Annotated in this window: 15 protein-coding genes and 2 pseudogenes; 16 read left to right on the top strand and 1 reads right to left on the bottom strand. The window is 47.3% G+C overall.

Annotation, left to right across the window (positions count from 1 at the left end; genetic code table 11):
* The first annotated feature begins 100 nt into the window (after positions 1–100).
* From MHH48_RS20055 to MHH48_RS20025, 7 genes and pseudogenes are all read left to right on the top strand, one after another.
* Positions 101–931: a GNAT family N-acetyltransferase gene (locus tag MHH48_RS20055; RefSeq protein ID WP_076321683.1), complete on the top strand. Its 831-nt coding sequence runs from the start codon at positions 101–103 to the stop codon at positions 929–931.
* Positions 932–1,003: 72 nt separating this feature from the next.
* On the top strand, positions 1,004–1,270 hold the full coding sequence (locus MHH48_RS20050; RefSeq protein ID WP_256720454.1) for a hypothetical protein: 267 nt from the start codon (positions 1,004–1,006) through the stop codon (positions 1,268–1,270).
* A gap of 44 nt (positions 1,271–1,314) precedes the next feature.
* Entirely contained in the window at positions 1,315–2,007 is a 693-nt protein-coding gene (locus MHH48_RS20045) for a response regulator transcription factor (RefSeq protein WP_076321682.1), read from the top strand.
* 83 nt (positions 2,008–2,090) lie between these two features.
* Positions 2,091–3,014, top strand: a complete 924-nt coding sequence (locus MHH48_RS20040) for an ABC transporter ATP-binding protein (RefSeq protein ID WP_076321681.1) — start codon at positions 2,091–2,093, stop codon at positions 3,012–3,014.
* Positions 3,007–3,768, top strand: a complete 762-nt coding sequence (locus tag MHH48_RS20035) for an ABC transporter permease (protein ID WP_076321680.1) — start codon at positions 3,007–3,009, stop codon at positions 3,766–3,768. The genes MHH48_RS20040 and MHH48_RS20035 overlap by 8 nt, the downstream gene beginning before the upstream one ends.
* Positions 3,769–3,791: 23 nt before the next feature.
* Positions 3,792–4,703, top strand: a complete 912-nt coding sequence (locus MHH48_RS20030) for a HAMP domain-containing sensor histidine kinase (RefSeq protein WP_083659602.1) — start codon at positions 3,792–3,794, stop codon at positions 4,701–4,703.
* Between the two features lie 79 nt (positions 4,704–4,782).
* Positions 4,783–4,950 (top strand): annotated as a pseudogene (locus tag MHH48_RS20025) (MFS transporter); the annotation flags it as partial.
* A gap of 72 nt (positions 4,951–5,022) precedes the next feature.
* Here MHH48_RS20025 and MHH48_RS20020 read toward each other — a convergent pair.
* Positions 5,023–5,895, bottom strand: coding sequence for an AraC family transcriptional regulator (locus MHH48_RS20020; RefSeq protein WP_076321678.1), 873 nt, complete (start codon positions 5,893–5,895; stop codon positions 5,023–5,025).
* A 245-nt stretch (positions 5,896–6,140) separates the two neighbouring features.
* On the opposite strand from MHH48_RS20020, the gene MHH48_RS20015 reads away from it, so the two are divergent.
* The 9 genes and pseudogenes from MHH48_RS20015 (at position 6,141) to MHH48_RS19975 (ending at position 20,212) form a co-directional block, all read left to right on the top strand.
* On the top strand, positions 6,141–7,514 hold the full coding sequence (locus MHH48_RS20015) for an extracellular solute-binding protein (RefSeq protein WP_076321677.1): 1,374 nt from the start codon (positions 6,141–6,143) through the stop codon (positions 7,512–7,514).
* 296 nt (positions 7,515–7,810) lie between these two features.
* A complete protein-coding gene (locus MHH48_RS20010) occupies positions 7,811–10,084 on the top strand; it encodes a hypothetical protein (RefSeq protein ID WP_076321676.1) in 2,274 nt (757 codons plus the stop codon).
* Positions 10,085–10,369: 285 nt separating this feature from the next.
* Positions 10,370–10,969 (top strand): short chain dehydrogenase, encoded by a 600-nt coding sequence (locus MHH48_RS20005; protein ID WP_076321675.1) that lies wholly within the window; start codon positions 10,370–10,372, stop codon positions 10,967–10,969.
* Positions 10,970–11,324: 355 nt separating this feature from the next.
* Complete coding sequence (locus MHH48_RS20000; protein ID WP_076321674.1) at positions 11,325–12,194, top strand: hypothetical protein; 870 nt, start codon at positions 11,325–11,327, stop codon at positions 12,192–12,194.
* A gap of 214 nt (positions 12,195–12,408) precedes the next feature.
* Positions 12,409–13,437, top strand: a complete 1,029-nt coding sequence (locus MHH48_RS19995) for an alpha/beta hydrolase (protein ID WP_076321673.1) — start codon at positions 12,409–12,411, stop codon at positions 13,435–13,437.
* A gap of 952 nt (positions 13,438–14,389) precedes the next feature.
* Positions 14,390–16,531, top strand: a pseudogene (locus MHH48_RS19990) (collagen-like repeat preface domain-containing protein).
* A gap of 125 nt (positions 16,532–16,656) precedes the next feature.
* Positions 16,657–17,769 carry a glycosyltransferase family 2 protein gene (locus tag MHH48_RS19985; protein ID WP_076322169.1) on the top strand — a complete coding sequence of 371 codons (1,113 nt, stop codon included), beginning with the start codon at positions 16,657–16,659 and terminating at the stop codon, positions 17,767–17,769.
* Positions 17,762–19,345 carry a glycosyltransferase gene (locus MHH48_RS19980; RefSeq protein ID WP_076321671.1) on the top strand — a complete coding sequence of 528 codons (1,584 nt, stop codon included), beginning with the start codon at positions 17,762–17,764 and terminating at the stop codon, positions 19,343–19,345. The genes MHH48_RS19985 and MHH48_RS19980 overlap by 8 nt, the downstream gene beginning before the upstream one ends.
* 18 nt (positions 19,346–19,363) lie before the next feature.
* Positions 19,364–20,212 (top strand): hypothetical protein, encoded by an 849-nt coding sequence (locus MHH48_RS19975; RefSeq protein ID WP_076321670.1) that lies wholly within the window; start codon positions 19,364–19,366, stop codon positions 20,210–20,212.
* Positions 20,213–20,296: the final 84 nt, after the last annotated feature.

Below are 20,296 nucleotides of genomic sequence, written 5' to 3'. Positions count from 1 at the left end.
AAGTAGAACTTAACGGACAGATGATGTTCGTCTCCCGGCTAGGTGTTTGGAATTTTTATAGCTTTAGTTTTATTGATGCGACAGTTAAAAGGAGAAAAATATGTTAACGACACAGCAACTACAAGACATTGAACAATTGCAAAAAGAGTGTGAAATTCATGATCATGTACAACTGAAGCTTAACTGGGAAATGCTAAGAGATCGCCAAACGGAGCCGCTTGATTTTTTTCATTATGAAAACGGCGAACTTATAGCGTTTTTAGGTCTGTATGCTTTTGGTTCTACTGTCGAGGTATGCGGCATGGTAAAACCAAGTGAACGTCGAAAGGGGCATTTCGGGCGGTTGTTTCACCTGGCAATGGAAAAAGTAAACTCAAATGGATACAAGAAAATCTTGTTGAACGCGCCTGCGGGATCAGATGCGGCAAAATTCTTTTTGAATACACAAGGTGCTGAATATGCATTCTCGGAGCATCAAATGGAGTGGAGCGAAACGCCGCTGGAGGAGCCGAACGATGTGCTTCTGAGACAGGCAACCGAAGAAGATTACGAAATGAGTGTTCGTTTGTCCGTGACGGCGTTCGGATTGGAAGAAGATGACGCCAGAGCGATGGAAAGCCATCACTTCGCGGATAACACGGATATGCTCATGATTGACGTGAACGAAGAAACGGTTGGAAAACTTCGGGTGAGTCGTGAAGACGGGCAGGCATGGATTTATGGTTTCTCCATCTTGCCGGAATATCAGGGCAGAGGTATAGGCAGAAAAGCGCTTCGTCAAGTCGTTAAAGAGCAAAGCTCTGCCGGATTTACGGTACACTTAGAAGTCGAAACGAGAAACGACCATGCTTTGAGGTTATATGAGTCGGTTGGATTTGAGGCAGTGCATGTACAAGATTATTATAAATATGAATGCAAACGAAAACACTAAGGTTCTCACCCCTTGCTTGAGGACTGTGCAGAACGTGCCGAACACATCCGAATTACGGGGGTGGAGGTTGTCATGGTAACGGGCGCTGAACTCATGCTCTTTACACGCGGCTTCTTTCCCGACGAGACTCTGCCGGAACGCCTCGAGGCTTTGTCCAAACCAACGGTTAGCCGTACTGCGTTCGAGAAACTACCGACTCTACTGGACAGCTTCCTAACCCGTGGCGTTGACGTCGTGCGAGTTCGATTCGGGGGTCATGTTACGTACGCGTCCTTGCTTACCGAACCTGTGAACTGGGAACCTTTCGACTCATATCTTTTATTGCTAAAGGATATCTAAGTAATAAGCTACTACATGCTACTACATAATATTAAGGAGATACGATGGATAATTCGATACATATTCTCGTAGCCGAGGACGATAGTGATATTAGCCAGCTGCTATGCAGCATTATAAGAAAAAGCGGCTACGTTCCACAGCCCGCGTTCTCCGGCACAGAAGCGCTTCTCTATCTGGAGCAGCGCCAATGGAGCATGGTACTGCTCGATCTGATGTTACCGGGAATGACAGGTGAGGAACTGCTGAAACGGATCGACGGACGGAGAAATGGTCCAGTTATTATTATTTCAGCCAAGGGCGAACAGCATACCAAGGTATCGGCACTGCGAGGGGGGGCGGACGACTTCATTACGAAACCGTTCGATATCGAGGAAGTGTCGGCGCGAATCGATTCCCATCTGCGTCGGTTTGCGCAGATAGCGCTGCCGATTGTACCCAACGTTCTGCAGCATAATGGACTTGTGCTCGACCGCGACGCTAAGTCCGTAACGACGGATGGGATAGAGCTTGCACTGACCGCCCGGGAGTATGAGATTCTCGCGTTGTTAATGTCAGCGCCTAAAAAGGTATTCACGAAAGCCGATCTATATGAAAGCGTATGGAACGAGCCATTCTATGGAGACGTCAACACGGTCAATGTACATATGAGCAATTTGCGCAGCAAGCTGGCAAAGGCCGCGCCGGGCAGCGAATTTATCGAAACGGTATGGGGCATAGGTTATCGGCTCATGCCTTAAGACATTCTTAAGATTTGGCTTTAGACCCTCTTAATTTTTTGTTTCTATACTTGGTCTATCACATAAGGGAGGCCAAGACGACGATGAGCGAATATGTATTGCAAACGAACCAGTTATCCAAGAAATTCAAAGGTAGCCTAGCGTTGGACAAAGTGAATTTATCCATCCGCAAGGGCTCCATTTATGGCTTTATTGGGCAGAACGGAGCAGGAAAATCGACGCTTATACGCATCGTGACAGGGCTTGCTTTTCCAACCGAAGGAACGATCGAACTGTTCGGCGCCAGCGATGAGCGGGCGTTGATTCAAGCTCGTAAGCGGATAGGGTCGATTATCGAGAGCCCGGCGTTGTTTCCTCATATGACCGCCGCTGAGAATTTGGAGGCGAACCGGATTCTCCGTGGCATCCCCGGCCAAGATTGCGTCCCAAGCATGCTTGAACTGGTCGGACTACAGGGAACGGGCAGGAAGAAAGCGAAAAATTTCTCACTTGGAATGAAGCAGAGACTCGGACTCGCAATCGCCTTACTAGGTGAGCCGGAATTTCTCATCCTGGACGAGCCGACCAACGGGCTCGATCCGATGGGGGTCATTGAAATGCGCGAGCTGCTCAAGCGGCTCAACCGCGAGCGAGGGATTACGATTCTGATCTCTAGTCATATTCTGAGTGAGTTGTATTTACTGGCGAGCCACTTCGGCATCATTCATCACGGCCAGTTGCTGGAGCAGCTCACTGCCCAAGAATTGAACGGCAAATGCCAGCAGTACGTGTTTATTAAAGCGGATAATCCGGACAAAGCGGCAACTGTAATTCAGAATGAGCTTGGCACAACCGATTTCGAAGTGATGCCCGATGGCGCCATCAAGCTGTATAGCAGCATCGAGCACCCAGGTAAAGTATCTTCGGCACTATTCACCGCGGGCCTGGAGATTGAGCAGTTTATGCCGATGGGCGAAGACTTGGAGAGCTATTTCACGAAGCGGATCGGGGGTGCCCTGCATGTATAATTTAATCAGAGCCGAGCTATTCAAGCTGCGCAAGGACAGATCGTTCCGTGTGCTACTGCTCGCAATCGCTGCTCTTTCACTAGCGTATCCGCTGCTCTATTATTTTGACAATATGTCCAATGGAGATCCGCAGATCACCGGTGCCGAATTTCTACTAAACTTTATTACGGGCAATGCCTATGTTATCAAATTCGGGGTAGCCGCTCTGGCGGGATTCTTCATCTCTAACGAATATTCGACAGGTGTTATGAAAACTATTGCATCGTCGGGCAATGATAGAGGGCGGCTGTTTGCCGCCAAAGTGATCGGATTCGCAGTCGGTGCGATGGCTATCTCTCTTGTATTTCCAATCGTCAGCACGATCGAAGTTTCAGTGCTTGCAGGTTTCGGTCAACTGCCGGAGGGGCTCGACACGTTCTTCATACCGAGAGTCCTCGGACTAACACTGTTGTACGCTTCGGGCTATGCGGCGGTTGGGGCCATGTTCACAACCGTATTGACCGATAGCGGCAAAACGATCGGCTTCTCGATGATTTTCTTCCTAATGATTGATTCAATTATGACCGGTTTGGGTGAATATGTCCCATTGTTTACTACGCTATACGATTATTCTATCTTCAAGCTACTAGGCAATATCAGTAAGACCAATATCGACAACGGTGATCTGCCAGCACTTCTGCTCGTGCCATTGCTGACGATCGTCATATCCGGTCTGCTTGGTATTCTCGTGTACCGTAGAAAGGAAATTAAATAAAGGACGAGAGAGGCGGGAGAGTCTTGCTTATCATAACGCTTATATTGGCTACGGTGGTGGCTCTCCTGCTAGCCCGTCTGCTGCTGTTGAGGCGGGAGTTGGGGAGGATGACAGAGCAACTGTGCCGTTACAATAAACGGACAACCGGCAAAAAAATCAACTTAACTCTATTCGACAGGAGGCTCGAAGCGCTTGCGGTACAAATTAATCGCCAGTCCGATCTCATCGTCGACGCGGAGGCCCTCAGAAGACGAACCGAGAATGAGTTAAGGCAGGCGATTGCGAACATTTCCCATGATATTCGGACTCCTCTGACATCCATAATGGGTTTTATTCAACTACTGGAAGCAGAATCTATTACGCCTGAGGAGAAGCTTGAATACGTCACAATCGTTAAAAATCGTACGAGACGGCTTCAAGCGCTATTGAACGATTTCTTCGAGCTGTCGTTAATCGAGTCTTCGGATTATCGACTTAAAACCGAGCGTATCGGAATGACCACCCTCCTGACAGACACTCTCGTTGGTTTCTATGATCGGTTCAACGAAAGAGATATCACGCCAGAGATCCGATTGCCGAAGGAAGAGGTGGCTGTATATGCCGACGAATCTGCTGTACGAAGGGTCCTCGAGAATTTGCTCGCCAATACGGTTGAACATGCTACCGGTCTTGTGTTCATTCGCTTTGAGAAACTTCATAAGACTGCCGACTTTACGATTGTTAACGAAGCAAAGGGGTTATCCGAAAGCGATGTGAGGTTCCTATTCGATCGCTTTTATACGGTCGACCGTACCCGATCCGCCCAAGGATCGGGACTTGGTCTTTCCATTGCCAAAAGTTTAATGGACAAGATGAATGGCTCATTGACAGCGGAGCTACATGGAGGTAACTTGACGATGACCTGCCGGTGGAAGTTGAGATCCACTGATAGATGACGGTGTCGGATTTCCCGAGAAACAGGTCTCATAACCGATAACATTTGCACTTCGATTAGATGACTCTGCATGCGGCCTGAGATACCTGGGGACCATTTTATCGTCATTGTTGATAGGAATCGTCATGGGAGAGACTTTCAGTGCTTTAGGATTTCAATGGCTCGGAGTCACCCTTACAATACTAGCCACATCCTTGTTCATCATGAACTTGTGGGTCAGGGATCAGCCGAATAAAGCAGTCGAATAATTTAACAAGCTGATAACTCAAAGTAATACAGAAAGCAGCATGAGTGATAATCACTCGTGCTGCTATTCCGTCCTAAGATCCAGGCTTCTTAACGACAGGGATCCAAACTTCCATTTCATACATGCTGTTGCCTCTATCGTAAGTCATCTCAAACTCAGGCCCATTTGCCGGTTCGTAATTGCAGGTTGGAAACCACTCTGCCCAAATGCGCTTCCATAAATCATGTATACCGCTTTGCCCGTCGGGGTAGAGGCCAGTTGAGAATATCGCGTAGGTTTGAGGTGGGATCGGGAGTCTTTCAAACCCTTCTGGCATGCCACTCTGGGGCATAAAGTAACCGATCATGTAGGAAAATTCCCCACCTTGCTTGTTGTATAGCATCCCATGGATCTGACCATTTTCCCCCAAACCCGCAGCTGTACGAATTCGATCAACGGTACCGTCGGTTACACACGTAGTCCAAAAAGCAGGTATATCAATAAAAGGATGATCGTCATCGCTATTAACAACTGTCGTTACACCGAACATCTCAAAAGCCTGTTTTTCTTCCATTCTGTAATTCATCTCAACATCTCCTCGAATCGAAATATGAAAGGATAACCGAGGATAGGCCTTCAGGGTAACGCCTTTGTCGCGCGCTGACATTGGCATCACACCGTGCTTTTTTTTAAACGCTCTAGAAAATGCCTCAGGCGATTCGTAACCATACTTTAAAGCGATGTCGATGACCTTTGTACCGCTCTGCTGCAGTTCAAATGCGGCAAGGGTCAGCCGCCTGCGCCTAATATACTCTGAAAGCGACACATTTGTTATGAACGGAAACATTCGTTGAAAATGGTATGTTGAGCAACAGGCAATTCTAGCCACGATATCGTAATCAATCGTATCAGACAGGTGTGTTTCTACATATTCCATTGCGTTGTTCATACGACCCAGCCAATCCATACAGACCATCCTTTCAAGATTGAGTATAGGGGATGGTAACCAATGTAACCTAGCAATCCATGCACCGAAATATCATGTTCGAGATGATATGAATAAATCCTTTTTTGTTGATTGTTAATTCAACGATTATCTGCCCAGGTACAGTTTTCATGGGATTTAATTTTGCCAAACGAGTTGAAGAGTGAGTATACTATAAGAATGGATTGATGTAGTGAACCAGTTATGGTAAATAAAGGTGGTCTCATATGGCTAAATCCGACCGGTATACGTATCAAAATAAAATGAAGCACATGGTCACCGACCTACGCCAACAAATTAAACGCGGCACTTACGCTCAAGGCGAATATCTACCATCGGAGATGACCCTGATCGAGCTGTATGGACTGAGCAAAAATTCAGTCCGGCAGGCGCTGGATCAGCTGGTTCAGGAAGAATTGATCGTGAAAGTACCCCGGGTAGGCACCCAAGTGGTTGCAGCTTCCCGGCAAACCCGTAAGATTCGGTTCGGTTTGTATCCTTCCCTATATGCAGAGGCCGAAATGGAATATGTGCTCGCCTTATTTCAGGAGCGGCATCCGGAGGTAGCAGTGGAGATTGTGGACCTTCCCTACGAACATCCGGAAAGCATCGCCAATCTGATGAGGCTTGGCATTGTAGATGTGCTGTCCGTCAACATCCAGGATATGATGCATTTTCAGGAGAACGACAGTACCGGTCTGTTTCACCGTCAGGAGCCGCGCGCGTCTACTTATACTTTTTTGCACGGCCCGTTCATGGATGGCGAAAGCCGGCTGGCGGCGCAGCCGTTCATTCATTCTCCCGTGCTCTTGGCCTACAATAAAGAGCATCTGCGGGAAAAACGACAGTTTGAGCCGGACAGTGGTTGGAGCTGGGACGATCTTCAGCGAATGCTGAGGGAGCTGAAAAGCCCCGGACGTTACAGTCTGGCCCTGCAATTGTATTCACTGAACCGATGGCCCATTTTCCTCATGCAGAATAGAGGCGATACGGAGATTGATTCGTCATGGAGCCGGGGGATCGAGGGTTTGTCCTGGCTTCGCGGACTGATTCACGAGGACGGCATGTTCCCGCTGGCCTTGGCCCAAGGCGCTTTTGAAGCAGAGAAGCTGTTCCGCGAGCAAAAGGTCTCTGTCATTCTGACGACCTATTATCTGCTCAATCAGTTGAAGGGAGCGACCTTTGAGTATGACGTAGCGCCGCTGCCGCATTTTGATCATGGGACAACCCTGCTATTGGGCACCGGAATCGGGGTCAACACGTGCTCCAAGGAGCGGGAACTGGCCCAGAGCTTTGCCGATTTCCTTGTCTCTGACGAAGTGCAGGAACACATTCGCAGGCACACTTACAGCATTCCGGCGAACCGTTACATCACCGAGAACGTAGATCCGGAGATGGAAGGACGGCCGTCCCGCCTCAACCTGCACCGAGAAATGGCTCATCTATATAAGACCTGCAAAGATATACGACTAAGCCTGGATGAGATGCTGCTGTTCCGCGAGCAGTTGAAGCAATACTTCTCTTATCTGATCGATGAGGAAGAGTTGATGTCCGGGCTGGGAAGTAAAACAACAAGAGACAAATGGATTCATAAGCTGTGACCACCGTGGTCACGGCTTTTTTTTACTTTCTCGAATTTACAAGTTTTCAGTGAGGCTGAACGATTCTATCATTCTAAGATAATGACCAGATAAGAACCAGTTGACACTATATAGGGTATATGCTAAATTCTTTGCGAGTATATGAACTACATAAATACCAGAACTTCATGATTCAACATTCTTAGTCGGGGAGGGATGCCGCGATCCTTACTTGGTAAAACGATCAAGTTTACCTGCACAGGTCGGACAGTTATTTGATTTACAGTACATTCCATAATAGAAATGAGGATGAATTAATGAACATAACCCACAGCAGGCTTCACGTGAAGAAGGCACTCCAACGCCTGTGTTTCGCGATTTGTGTCACGTTACTGACTGCGGTTTTCTTCCCCACAAGTGCCTCGGCGGACATTGGGAAAACTTACAGTAATCCTATCGATTTGGGATCTCCGATGCAAAGCGTTGCGATTTATGACGGGGCATTTGGAATTCAGGACGGGCGCGAGGTTATGTATACAACGGTATCCGGCAAGCCGGCTATCTTTCATGTCATTGATCTGAAAACCAAAGAAGTGCTGAGCACGCACCCGTTAACGGGATCCGAAAGCTCTTGGACGCATATTACGACCCCTGACGGGACGGTGTATATCGGGGGGAACGGCACACTGTACTCCTACTCTCCGGTGACTAAACAATTGAAAGTTCTGGGCGGCATCGGTGAGCAGGTCGTATATGGCTTGTCTCACGATGAGCAGGGCCGGGTCTACTTCGGTTCTTATCCCCATGCGAAAGCGGGCCGCTACGATCCCGCTACAGGGGAGATGAAGGACTACGGCATTGTAGGCACGGGCCAAAGCTACAGTCGTTCCACTGCGTATCATGATGGATACCTGTATGTCGGCATCGGGATAGAAGGCAGCATTGTGAAGGTCAATGTGGAGTCTGGCGAGAAGGAGACCATCCAGATTCCGAGCTACAACGGAGCGGTTGACATCGGCATGGTGAACCAGCTGGATGTCGCGGGCAAATATTTGGTTGCCGGCATCAGCAAAGGAAACAACGCGCTTTTGTTCTATGATCTGGATCTGCAAAAGTGGAGCGAGACATACCACTTGAACAATAAAGGCATTCGTCTCTCTTACGGACCGGAAGGCAGCAATAAAATCTATTTCGTGCAGAATAACCATCTGATGGAAGTGGATTTGAATACCCTTGCTGCTGTTGACACCGGTGTGGTGTACGGAACGTTCCTGCGCAATACGGCCTGGGTTGAGGTGCCGAACGATCCGGATCTTCCAGGTGTTTCTCTTGCAACCGTTCAATTCGGCGGCAGCGTAGCCTGCATGAATCTTACGACCAAACAGGTCAAGGCGATTCCATATCCGGTGAAAGGCAACCCGATTCCTGTCCAGACGATGGAGAACGGTCCGGATGGACGTCTGTTCATTAGCGGATACCCTGGAGGAACAGGGTCTGCGTATTCGATTGAGACAGGAACCTTCGAGAACTTCCCTATGGGTCAGTCGGAAGGGATGGTGCCCATGAACGGCAAGATGTATATGGGCGTTTATCCTGGGGCGGATATCTTTGAATACAATACGGAAAATCCGACACAGCGTAAGAGCCTGTTCAAAATTACCGGCCAGGATCGACCGTTCATCATGAGAGCCGCGGACGGCAAGCTGTTTATCGGTACCATTCCGGATTACGGCAAACTCGGTGGATCCCTAACCATTTATGATCCGGCCAACGGCAGCAATTATACCGAATACAAGAACGTCATCAACAATCAGTCGATTGTCGGCATTGCGGTGAAAGACGGTAAGGTTTACGGTTCCACCACCGTCGCTGGTGGACTGGGCATCACTCCTTCAGAACCGGCGGCCAAATTGTTTATCTGGGACATCGCGACCGGCAAAGTGGAGAAGGAATGGGTACCTTCCATTGAAGGCGCTTCTCCCACGCCTCATATCATCAGCGGTACGAGTTTTGGTCCGGACGGGCTGCTGTGGGCGGCTTTTGACGGAACGTTATTCGCTGTAGACCCGAACACCCAGGAAATTGTAAAAAGCAAAACGATTTACGAAGGTGTTGAGAAATACGGCAATTGGCGTCCGGTATATATTCGCTGGAGCGAGGACGGCCTTATGTATCTGACGCTTGCCGGTCATGTCACCGTGGTCAATCCGGAAACGATGGATTACCAGACGCTGGCGGAATCCCAGCACGTGAATTTGGGACACGACGGCAACATTTACTACACGAACGATACGCAGCTGATGAAGATTGAAGTGTCTGATGCGGCGGCACCGGATATGCTGGGCTCCCTGATGGACGATATTCAGTCCTGGAAGTTGCAGGGTGATATCAGCCATCCGCTTAGCCAGCAGATCGGCAATGCTCTGAAACAAGCAGAGCTAAAGCATAAACAGGGCAAGAAGGATCAGGCCGTGAAGCATCTGAATGATGCGCTCAAGCATCTGAATAAAGCCAAAGCGGGAAGTATTACGGAAGAAAAGCGTTCGGAAGTGGAGCAGCGCATACAAGCGGTCATTGGTGAATGGTCTTGATTTTAGCAGAGAATCGGTTTAAGTAGATATTCTTTGCAGGAAAAACATCTACGAATAGAAAGTCGCCCATTGAGGCGACTTTTTATGTCTTACCGATGATGTGTTAATATAAACATGGTTTTTAAGATGCGCTGAATGGATATTTTCAAAAGGATATTCAGCGATTTTCTCAGGGACCCAATCAATATTGAATTTATTCATCAGCTATGGGATTCTTATCTCCAAGGGAAATTCCCTAAATCAAACATGGTGCAAGGGTTTTTGTAGATGGAAAGGAGAGCAAACATGAAAATAATCATGGTTGGGGCAAGCGGTACGATTGGACAAGCAGTCGCCAAAGAACTAGGACAACATCATGAAATCATTCGCGCTGGAAGAAACGGAACAGACGTAATGGTTGATATTACATCGGTTGATAGCATCAAAAGCATGTATGAGCAAGTTGGGAAAGTGGATGCAGTCATTAGTGCAACAGGCGGTGCTCATTTTGCTTCTATTACCGAATTAACGCCTGAGTTAAACGAAATAGGGATTGAAAGTAAACTTAAAGGGCAAATCAATTTAGTCCTTTTGGGAATGGACTTCATTAATGACAGCGGAAGCTTTACTCTAACAACGGGCATCATGATGGATGATCCCATTCCTCAAGGTGCATCAGCGGCCATGGCCAATGGTGGTGTTAAAGCGTTCGTTAAATCCGCCTCGATTGAAATGCCTAGGGGAATCCGTATAAATAGTGTTAGCCCTAATGTCTTACAAGAATCACTTGGAAAATATGGCGAGTTTTTTCCGGGCTTTGAAGCAGTTCCTGCTAGTCGCGTAGCCCTTGCTTTCAAAAAAAGCGTAGAAGGAGCACAAACCGGACAAAATTATGAAGTTTATTAATCACATATATTGAAAGCCGCGGAAATCGCGGTTTTTTTTGTTTTAACGATATCGAATAATCTTGGAAGACTAGGACTTCATGTTTTAAGCTCGAACCAGTTACTACAAAATGACCCAAAAGTCCCTCTTGCTGGGCCTACAAAAGAATGAAAGTTTGGGCTGTTTTGTATGACCAACCGAAGCACACCTTTCGGACGAATTCCGACAAAACTTTATAGACGAAAAGAATCATTTTTTCGGGAAGTTTGATGAAATGGGTGTACGCTGGGGGTTGGATATAATACGATCAGACAAAGTGTTTTTGTTCATGAACACGAACGAAATCGAATCATACCGATAAATGGAGGGAAACACTGTGAAATTATTAGGGACGATTATGATTATAATGGTGAGCATCTTCTTGCTCGGCATGGGTTGTACGGATCAGGAAAAGGAAGTGGAAACGACACTTGGACAATCCGAGCAAAACGGCGACGATATACGCATACCGCACAATGAGCGGCTTCATTTATCCACCGATAAGAAATGGATCGAGGAAGAAGGGCATCAGTCCGATCTGATTCGATTGCAATGGACGGCGGAAAGGGCCAAGCCGGCGATTGTCTGGGTTGACGAGAATGGCAAGGACAAGACGGCGATCATTTCCCATGACAAGGCAAACAATCCGGAGCAGCAGGATCATAAGCATATCTCGTTCGAGACGACTATGTCGCCGACTGGTCAATACCCCAACCAGTTGTTTACCCGGCTTGAAATTCCGTTTGACACCGACGTAAGCGAGATCCGTACGCATTCGTCCAATTTCAATGTCATGAGTGGTATCTTGCGGGTAGCCGGCGAAAGCGGGACGAACCGGGATATCCAGTTAAGTGCAGCCGGCAAGGATAATGAGACGACACCGAGATGGGCCGTACGGGCCGACAGTTTAGAGGAATCGGGTGACAATGCGGGAGCCAACCTGCAGTTCGTCCGTTATGGAGATGACGGCAAAGTGCTCGATTCCCCGCTCACCGTGCAGCGCAGTGACGGCAATATCGGAATTGGCACGAATGAACCCGACACCAAGCTCGATGTAAACGGGGATATGCTGCGTCTTCGCGAAAAGTATACGCCCGCTTCCTCCACTGCTGCATGCAGCCAAGGACAGATCTCTTGGGACGACCAATATGTATATGTTTGCGTTGCCCAAAACAATTGGAAAAGGACCGAACTATCCTCCTGGTAGTTTCTGCGCCGCTGATCTGTATCAAGATCAGCGGCTTTTTTTGTTATTAGCTATGTTCTAATGCCGCTGATTTCTTCGACTAGGGTCTAGGTCCAATTCAGTCTCAGGAAGGATTTGGAGTAAACGAGCCTAAGGTACAATGAGATGTAATGAAATCTACATTGGATCTTCCGCAATTTACTTCAAGCTTTAAGCTGAAAGGTGTCCCAAGACCATGAGAAAATTGAAAAAAATATTAAGAATTATCGGGATAACACTAATAGCGCTACTCATAACAGCCCTAATTTTTCCTACATGGACATCGTCCATCAAAGGCGAAAATAGTATTAGCATTTTAGAACAAGTAGAGATCAATGGAAGCAAGCAAGAACTGATGATACGCGGCGATGACAAGAACAATCCCGTTATTTTATTTGTCCACGGAGGACCTGGAGCCCCGGAAATCCCATATGCCGCGGCATATCAAGACTTGTTGGAAACCCGGTTTACGGTTGTTCATTACGACCAAAGAGCCAGCGGAAAATCCTATCATTTTTTTGAGGATTACGCTAATCTTTCATCGGAATTGCTGGTAAATGACTTATTGGCTTTAACGGATCACGTTTCGGAACGTCTGGGCAAAGAAAAGATAATTCTCATTGGACATTCTTATGGTACGTATATTGCTGCACAGGCGGCCCAAAAGGCTCCCGAAAAATATGAGGCTTATGTCGGGATTGGTCAGATGGGGGATACCTTAACAAGCGAGATGGACAGTTTGACCTACTTAATCAGCCAAGCTCATCAGGCCGGCAACGCGGAAGACGTCTTATATCTGCAAGGCCTAACCGATAAAATCAAAAAGGGCGAAATGTTCACTCCCCGAAATTATGTCGTTCAATATGGCGGAGCTTCCAGACTTATTGACAGCCCCGACGGCAATAGCCTTGGAATGCTATTAATCAGCGAGTATAACTTAATGGACGTCATTCGATATAACGTCGGGATATCTTTTTCTCAAAAGGTTTTGTTGGTGGAGGTTATAGAACATCCGTTGCCAACGCTTGTAACGAAACTTGAAATACCGTGCTACTTTATCATGGGCGATTATGACTATATGACATCCTCTCATGCAGCAAAAGAATATTTCGATATGCTTGGAGCCGATCAGAAGGAGTTTATCGCGTTTGATCAATCTGCGCATTATCCGCAATTTGAAGAGAAGGAAAAATTTTTTGAATGGGTGTGCGAGACATTTCTTTAGCATTCATTCTGGATTACTGGTATTGGGCAATTCACACTATAGGCATATGACAATATAATGAGATATTTCTTTTAGTAAAGGGGAGCCTCATAAGTAAGTTCCGGTGTATCGAGTCAAACCCATTGTTGCAAAAAGGACTCCGAAATCAATCTGCACGCAGCCTGTGATAAATGGGAGTGAACCGTTAAAACTCGTTAGCCGATAAGATAGTTTTTCCTGCTTAAGCGCCCCCCTGATTGCCCGACTTAGCCGATAATACATCCATACTTTCATCTTTTGAGTTATCGCAGCGTCAATTATCGCTTCATAACAGATGGCAGAACAGTGGCTGAAATGATTACTCAGCAGAAAGTTGACTGAGTGATTTGAAAAGCATCTCTTTTTGAGGTGCTTTTTTCTTTTATTCATGTTAGAAAAACCATTTCAACGGGTGTTTACAGCACATGGAAAGTGCTTGACTGGGAATCAGCACAATAGAAAATACATTAAATAGGCGAATACCGTGTTGATATTAGTCTCCCATCCGTAGAATGTTGTTGTGATACCCGGAAGATCGTGGTCAAGTAAGAACAACAACTTCCGAAAGGAGAACGATAAGTGACCTATCGGAATCGAATACGTATGTTGAATGTTGCAGAAAGGCGACTGCGGAGGGCAAAACACTCTTTAGTCCAGGAAAGAACTGAACGTGCAGTAAATGAGATTGAGGCCACAATAGTCATTATGATTGGAGTGTTCGGGTGTTTAAATAGTTATAAAAAAACCAAACATCCTTGGAAAGGTGGGGGGGGAGCCAAAAACAAATATACGGGAAAGGTCACGAAAAAGGTGTGTAAGAAAAGTAAATACGGCAATGAGAGAATTGCGAGAAGCCAAGAATTTTGTGAAACAAAGAAAAACAATTCGTGCTAAGAAAGAAATTGCAAACTCCCTACTTCACCTTAATCAAGTATTGAGATGTATCAGAAAACTTAAAAATTCTAAAACAAAGGGTCCATACGGAACAATGGGTGCAACTGAAGTAACTGGATACACTGGTGAACTGGATACGCTAGAGATACTGGAGCGACCGGAGTCAATGGCGCTACTGGAGCTAACGGATCCACCGGAATTTTCTGGAGCGACTGATGCAGCTGGAGCTATTGGTGCAACTGGAGCTACTGGTGAAACTGGGGCAACCGGGGCAACCGGAGCGACTGGAGTTACTGGAGCAACTGGTGAAACTAGGACTACTGGAGCAACTGGAGTGACTGGAGCAACTGGTGAAACTGGGACTACTGGAGCAACCGGAGCAACCGGAGCGAGTGGAGTAACTGGAGTAACTGGAGTAACTGGAGTCACCGGAGCCACTGGAGTGACTGGGGCAACCGGAGCTACTGGAGTGACGGGTGCAACTGGAGCTACTGGAGCTACTGGAGAAACTGGAGCAGCCGGTGCAACCGGTGTGACTGGAGCAACTGGTGAAACTGGGACTACTGGAGCTACTGGAGTGACTGGTGCAACTGGAGCAACTGGTGAAATTGGAGCAACCGGAGCCACTGGAGTGACTGGAGAAACTGGGGTCACTGGAGCAACCGGAGCGAGTGGAGTAACTGGAGTCACCGGAGCCACTGGAGTGACTGGGGCAACCGGAGCAAGCGGAGGCACTGGAGCAACTGGAGCAACTGGAGTAACTGGAGTAACGGGTGAAACTGGAGCAACCGGTGCGACCGGAGTGACTGGAGCCACTGGAGAAACAGGTGAAACTGGAGCAACCGGCGCCACCGGTGAAACTGGAGCGACTGGAATGACTGGAGCTACTGGAGTGACGGGTGCAACCGGAGCAAGCGGAGCGACTGGAGCAACTGGGGCAACCGGTGAAACTGGATCGATTGGAATGACTGGAGCTACTGGAGTGACGGGTGTGACAGGAGCGACCGGAGCAACTGGAGCCACCGGCGCCACTGGAGTGACTGGAGCCACTGGAGTGACGGGTGCAACCGGAACAACAGGAGCAACTGGGGCAACCGGAGTGACAGGAGCCACCGGATCGACTGGAGCAACCGGAGCAACTGGAGTGACAGGAGCCACCGGAGCTACTGGTGAAACAGGAGCAACTGGAGCCATCGGAGCCATCGGTGCAACTGGAGCCATCGGAGCTACTGGTGAGACTGGGGGCACTGGAGCAACCGGAGCTGCTGGTGAGACTGGGGCCACTGGAGCAACTGGAGCAACTGGGGCAACCGGAGTGACTGGAGCAACCGGAGCTACTGGTGAAACAGGAGCCACTGGTGAAACAGGAGCAACTGGAGCCATCGGTGCAACTGGAGCCACCGGAGTCACTGGAGCAACCGGAGTGACTGGAGTAACCGGAGCGATTGGTGCAACTGGAGCTACTGGAGTAACTGGAGCAACCGGAGCGTCTGGAGTGACTGGAGCGACTGGAGCGACTGGAGCAACAGGAGTAACTGGAGCGACCGGAGCGACTGGAGCCACCGGAGCCACTGGAGCGACCGGAGCGACTGGGACCACTGGAGCTACTGGAGTGACCGGAGCGACCGGAGCCACTGGAGCAACCGGAGCCACTGGAGCGACCGGAGCCACAGGTGCAACAGGAGTGACCGGAGTCACTGGTGCGACTGGGGCAACTGGAACAACCGGAGCCACTGGAGTAACAGGTGCAACAGGAGCAACAGGAGTGACTGGCTCGACTGGCCCGACGGGGTCTTTCCAACAGTTTCAGGTGTCGGAGAATTCACCAAATACGACGGGAAGTTCAGCAATCCCGATAGCTGCCGCCGCGACAACATTAAAAACCATCACAATAACAGGAGTTCCAGCTGGAAGTAGAATTTGGTTAACGGGAATCGTCGGTTGGCAATCTACTGCGGGTACTACAGTGCTCCAGTTACAAATTCTCCGTGGAGCAACAATTGTATTTAGCATTAATCAACATGCAGTTGGAAATAACACATTTGAAGCAACAAGTGTTGACCACGTTGATCTAACTCCTGGAACAGGGAATGTTACGTATTCGTTAGCTGCACTAACTACTGTCGGTACAGCAAGCGCTATTGGAGCAATTACCTTTATAGGAGCTTTAATACAGCCTTAGGCTAAAGAGGTGGCTAATCCTTGAGGGATGGCCGCTTTTACCTTTTGAAGGTGTTTTTCCAAATTAGGGAATCTAGGATCACATGGTTATATTCCCCGGAATATAACTGTAATGGGGTGAGCGATTTGATTTCCATTAGCCTTTGTATGATTGTAAAAAACGAAGAGGATAGTATCGATCGTTGCTTGAAGTCTGTTCAGGATATCGTTGATGAAATCATGATTGTAGACACAGGGTCAACTGACAAGACTAAAGAAATTGCACTTCAATATACGGACCAGATTTTCGACTTCGAATGGATGGATGACTTTGCAGCGGCCCGGAATTATGCCTTTCGTCTCGCTACGAAGGACTACATCTTTTGGATGGACGCGGACGACGTTTTAAAGGATGAAGATCGTAAGAAGTTTATTCATCTTAAAGGGATTCTCGACCCATCCGTTGATTTCGTTACAATGGATTACCATTTGGCATTCGACGAATTTGGAAATGTCACTTTGAGTGTTAGTCGTAATCGTCTCGTAAAGAGGGAGAACAAGTTCCAATGGATCGGTGCAGTCCATGAGTACCTTGAAGTGTGGGGGAACATTTTGAATAGTGACGTTGCCGTCACACATAACAGACTCCACCATGATAGCGACAGAAATCTTAGAATTTATGAATCACGCTTACTAAGCGACGAGGAGTTTTCACCGAGGGACCTATATTACTTTGCAAATGAACTCGTTGATCACCGGATGTACGAACAAGCGATTTGTTATTATGAAAAATTTCTGGACACAGGTAAAGGGTGGGTCGAAGATAACATTTCTTCCTGCGGGAAATTAGCGGATTGCTACCACGAGCTTGGTAATCGGGAAAGAGAATTGGAATCCTCTTTACATTCCTTACAATACAGCAGCCCACGTGCTGAATTTTGTTGTCGTATCGGATATCATTTCTTGAACCATGGCGATATTCGGACAGCGATATTCTGGTATAAGCTGGCCACACAACGCAAACAGACAGGGGATAACTGGGGATTTATTAACCCTGTATGTTCGACGTGGTTGCCCCACCTTCAGCTATGCGTATGTTACGACCGAATTGGCGAATACAGGCTTGCCTACAATCATAATGAGATAGCCCGTAGCTATCGACCGACTGACCCAAGAGTCACTCAGAATAAACGGTATTTGGAATCTGTCTTAGGGATGTATGAAGGAATAAAGGTCGACGGCGGTGATCTTCATGAATGAGAACAAAAAGCGCATATTAATCGGAAGCCCCATCCATCAAAAGCCGGCCATACTAAAAGAGTTTTTAGTTTCTCTGCATTGTTTAAGGCAGGATGATGTGGAATTCGGATATTTATTCATTGACGACAACCAAGATAAACAGGCCAGTGATATGCTTCGAGATTTCGCCAAAGTTATGGCTCCTGTTACGGTACTGGCATCCGGACAAGGGGACGAATATTGTCGGGACGAAAATACGCATTTTTGGAACGAGCATCTTATTTGGAAAGTAGCAGAATTTAAGAATACCATGATCCGACATGCCATTGATGAACAGTATGACTTTTTGTTTTTAGTCGATTCGGATTTGCTATTGCATCCCGAAACAGTTGAACAGCTAGTCGCTTCGGGAAGAGATATTGTGTCGGAGGTTTTTTGGACATCATGGCAGCCGGATTCTGCACCCCAGCCTCAAGTATGGCTTCGTGACGAATATACACAATGGGAACAACAACGGGGAGAGGATTTGAGTAAGGAGGAAATTGCCGTCCGTTATGACCAATTTATTACTCAATTGAAAGTTCCGGGGGTATATGAGGTAGGGGGATTAGGGGCCTGTACTCTTATTAGCCGTCATGCGATGGTCGCCGGGGTCAATTTCAAGCCCATTAAAAACCTTTCCTTTTGGGGGGAGGATCGTCATTTCTGTGTTCGTGCCGCCGCGATTGGATTTCCGTTATATGTGGACACTTTTTTTCCGGCATATCATATTTATCGCGAATCTGACCTAGAGGGGGTAGAGAAATTCAAACGAGAGCATGGGGAAGAAATCACTCCATCGAACAGGGTCTTATTCCCAAATGATGTTTGTAAAAAAATAGGTCCTGCGGTAAACCGAGGACAAAAAAAATTGACGTTGACCATGGTTTTGAAAAACGAGGGGAATCGCTACTTAAGGCAAGTACTAGAAGAACATCGGAAATATATCGACGAGGCAGTGATCATCGATGACGCAAGCGTAGATAACACGGTAGATGTTTGCCTTGACACGCTACAAGGGATACCGGTTCGGATAGTGAGGAATGACATTTCAAAGTTTAACAACGAGGTCGATTTACGAAAGCAACAATGGGAGGAAACATTAAAAACCGAACCCGATTGGATTCTGAATCTCGATGCAGACGAAATATTTGAGAGTCGTTTTTCTGAGGAAATCCATCTACTGTTAAAGCAATCGGAAGTCGACGTGGTTTGCTTTCGGCTCTATGATTTTTGGAATCAAACCCATTACAGAGAGGACCATCTTTGGCGATCACACTTCACTTACCGCCCTTTCTTGATCCGTTACCGGCATGATTTTGTATACAATTGGAAGGAAACTCCGCAGCATTGCGGGCGTTTCCCAGAAAACATATTTGAACTGCCCCACCAACTGTCCGATCTCCGCTTGAAGCACTACGGATGGGCAAAATCCGAATACCGCATTGAAAAATTCCAAAGATATATGTTACTTGACCCGGAAGCGAAATTTGGTTGGATGGAGCAGTATTTATCTATATTGGATGAAAATCCGAATCTGATCCCATGGATCGAATAGGGAAAAAGGGGCGGTTTTATGAAAATTATTCATACCCTGCCTGTAATGATCCGAAGCGAATGTTTCCGTGATGATGATCTAAGCATGGCAAGAGCATGCTTCGAAAGCTTACGGTCATCGGAGGATCATCTTGTTGTTTTATATAATCAAGGGTGTCTAAGTAATGATAATTTGAGGGCGTTGCTAACTTCTTGCGGCTTATCCGCGGTAATTCTTGGCCATGGGGAGAATATAGGCATCGCCCGAGCAAGACAAACCTGTTTTGAGTACATTTGGAAGCATCACAGGGATGTTGAATACATCTCAGAAATTCATGTTGATATGGTATTTCCTCGAAACTGGTATGTACCTCTGCTTGATTTTTTAGCCAATTCCGATGAACCCATGATCTCCCCTGGCATTGTGACCATGTATGGTGAACTACAACCAAGCGGCCTTGATGTAGTGACTCCTGATGATACCGAGGCGGACTTAATTACTTTATTGGGCGAATTGAAGCGAGATGAAGTCGTAGAAGGATTCGTTCATCCTGTAGTTCATAAAGCAAGGATCTTACGCGAAATAGGGGGATACGATACCCAATTTTTACGAGGGAAACAAGGTTACGAAGACGATAGCTTGCTCTTGAGTTACTACTATTATATGGGGACACGAACGAACTGGAGGCCCAAGTGCTATCTGAAATCATGGGTGTATCATGCCACGATGGCGCAGCGAATGACCCTTCCAGATAAACATAAGGAATTTGCTTTAAACGAGGAAGGGTTAATCCGCCAATATGGAGCATATGGCTTGATGAGATTATCGAATATCCATCGAAATCCTTCTGCCTTCGATAATCTTCTTCAAAAAATTATACAACAATAGCTGTTAGGGGGTGTCGGAGGACACGAACATGCAAGCATAAGAAGTCGCCAAGCAGCCGGCTTTTTCGTTTTAACGATTGCTGAC

The sequence above is a fragment of the Paenibacillus sp. FSL F4-0100 genome, assembly GCF_037993005.1.
In the GTDB taxonomy this organism is placed as follows: Bacteria; Bacillota; Bacilli; order Paenibacillales; family Paenibacillaceae; genus Paenibacillus_AQ.
This window is presented reverse-complemented; position numbering and strand designations above follow the sequence as displayed.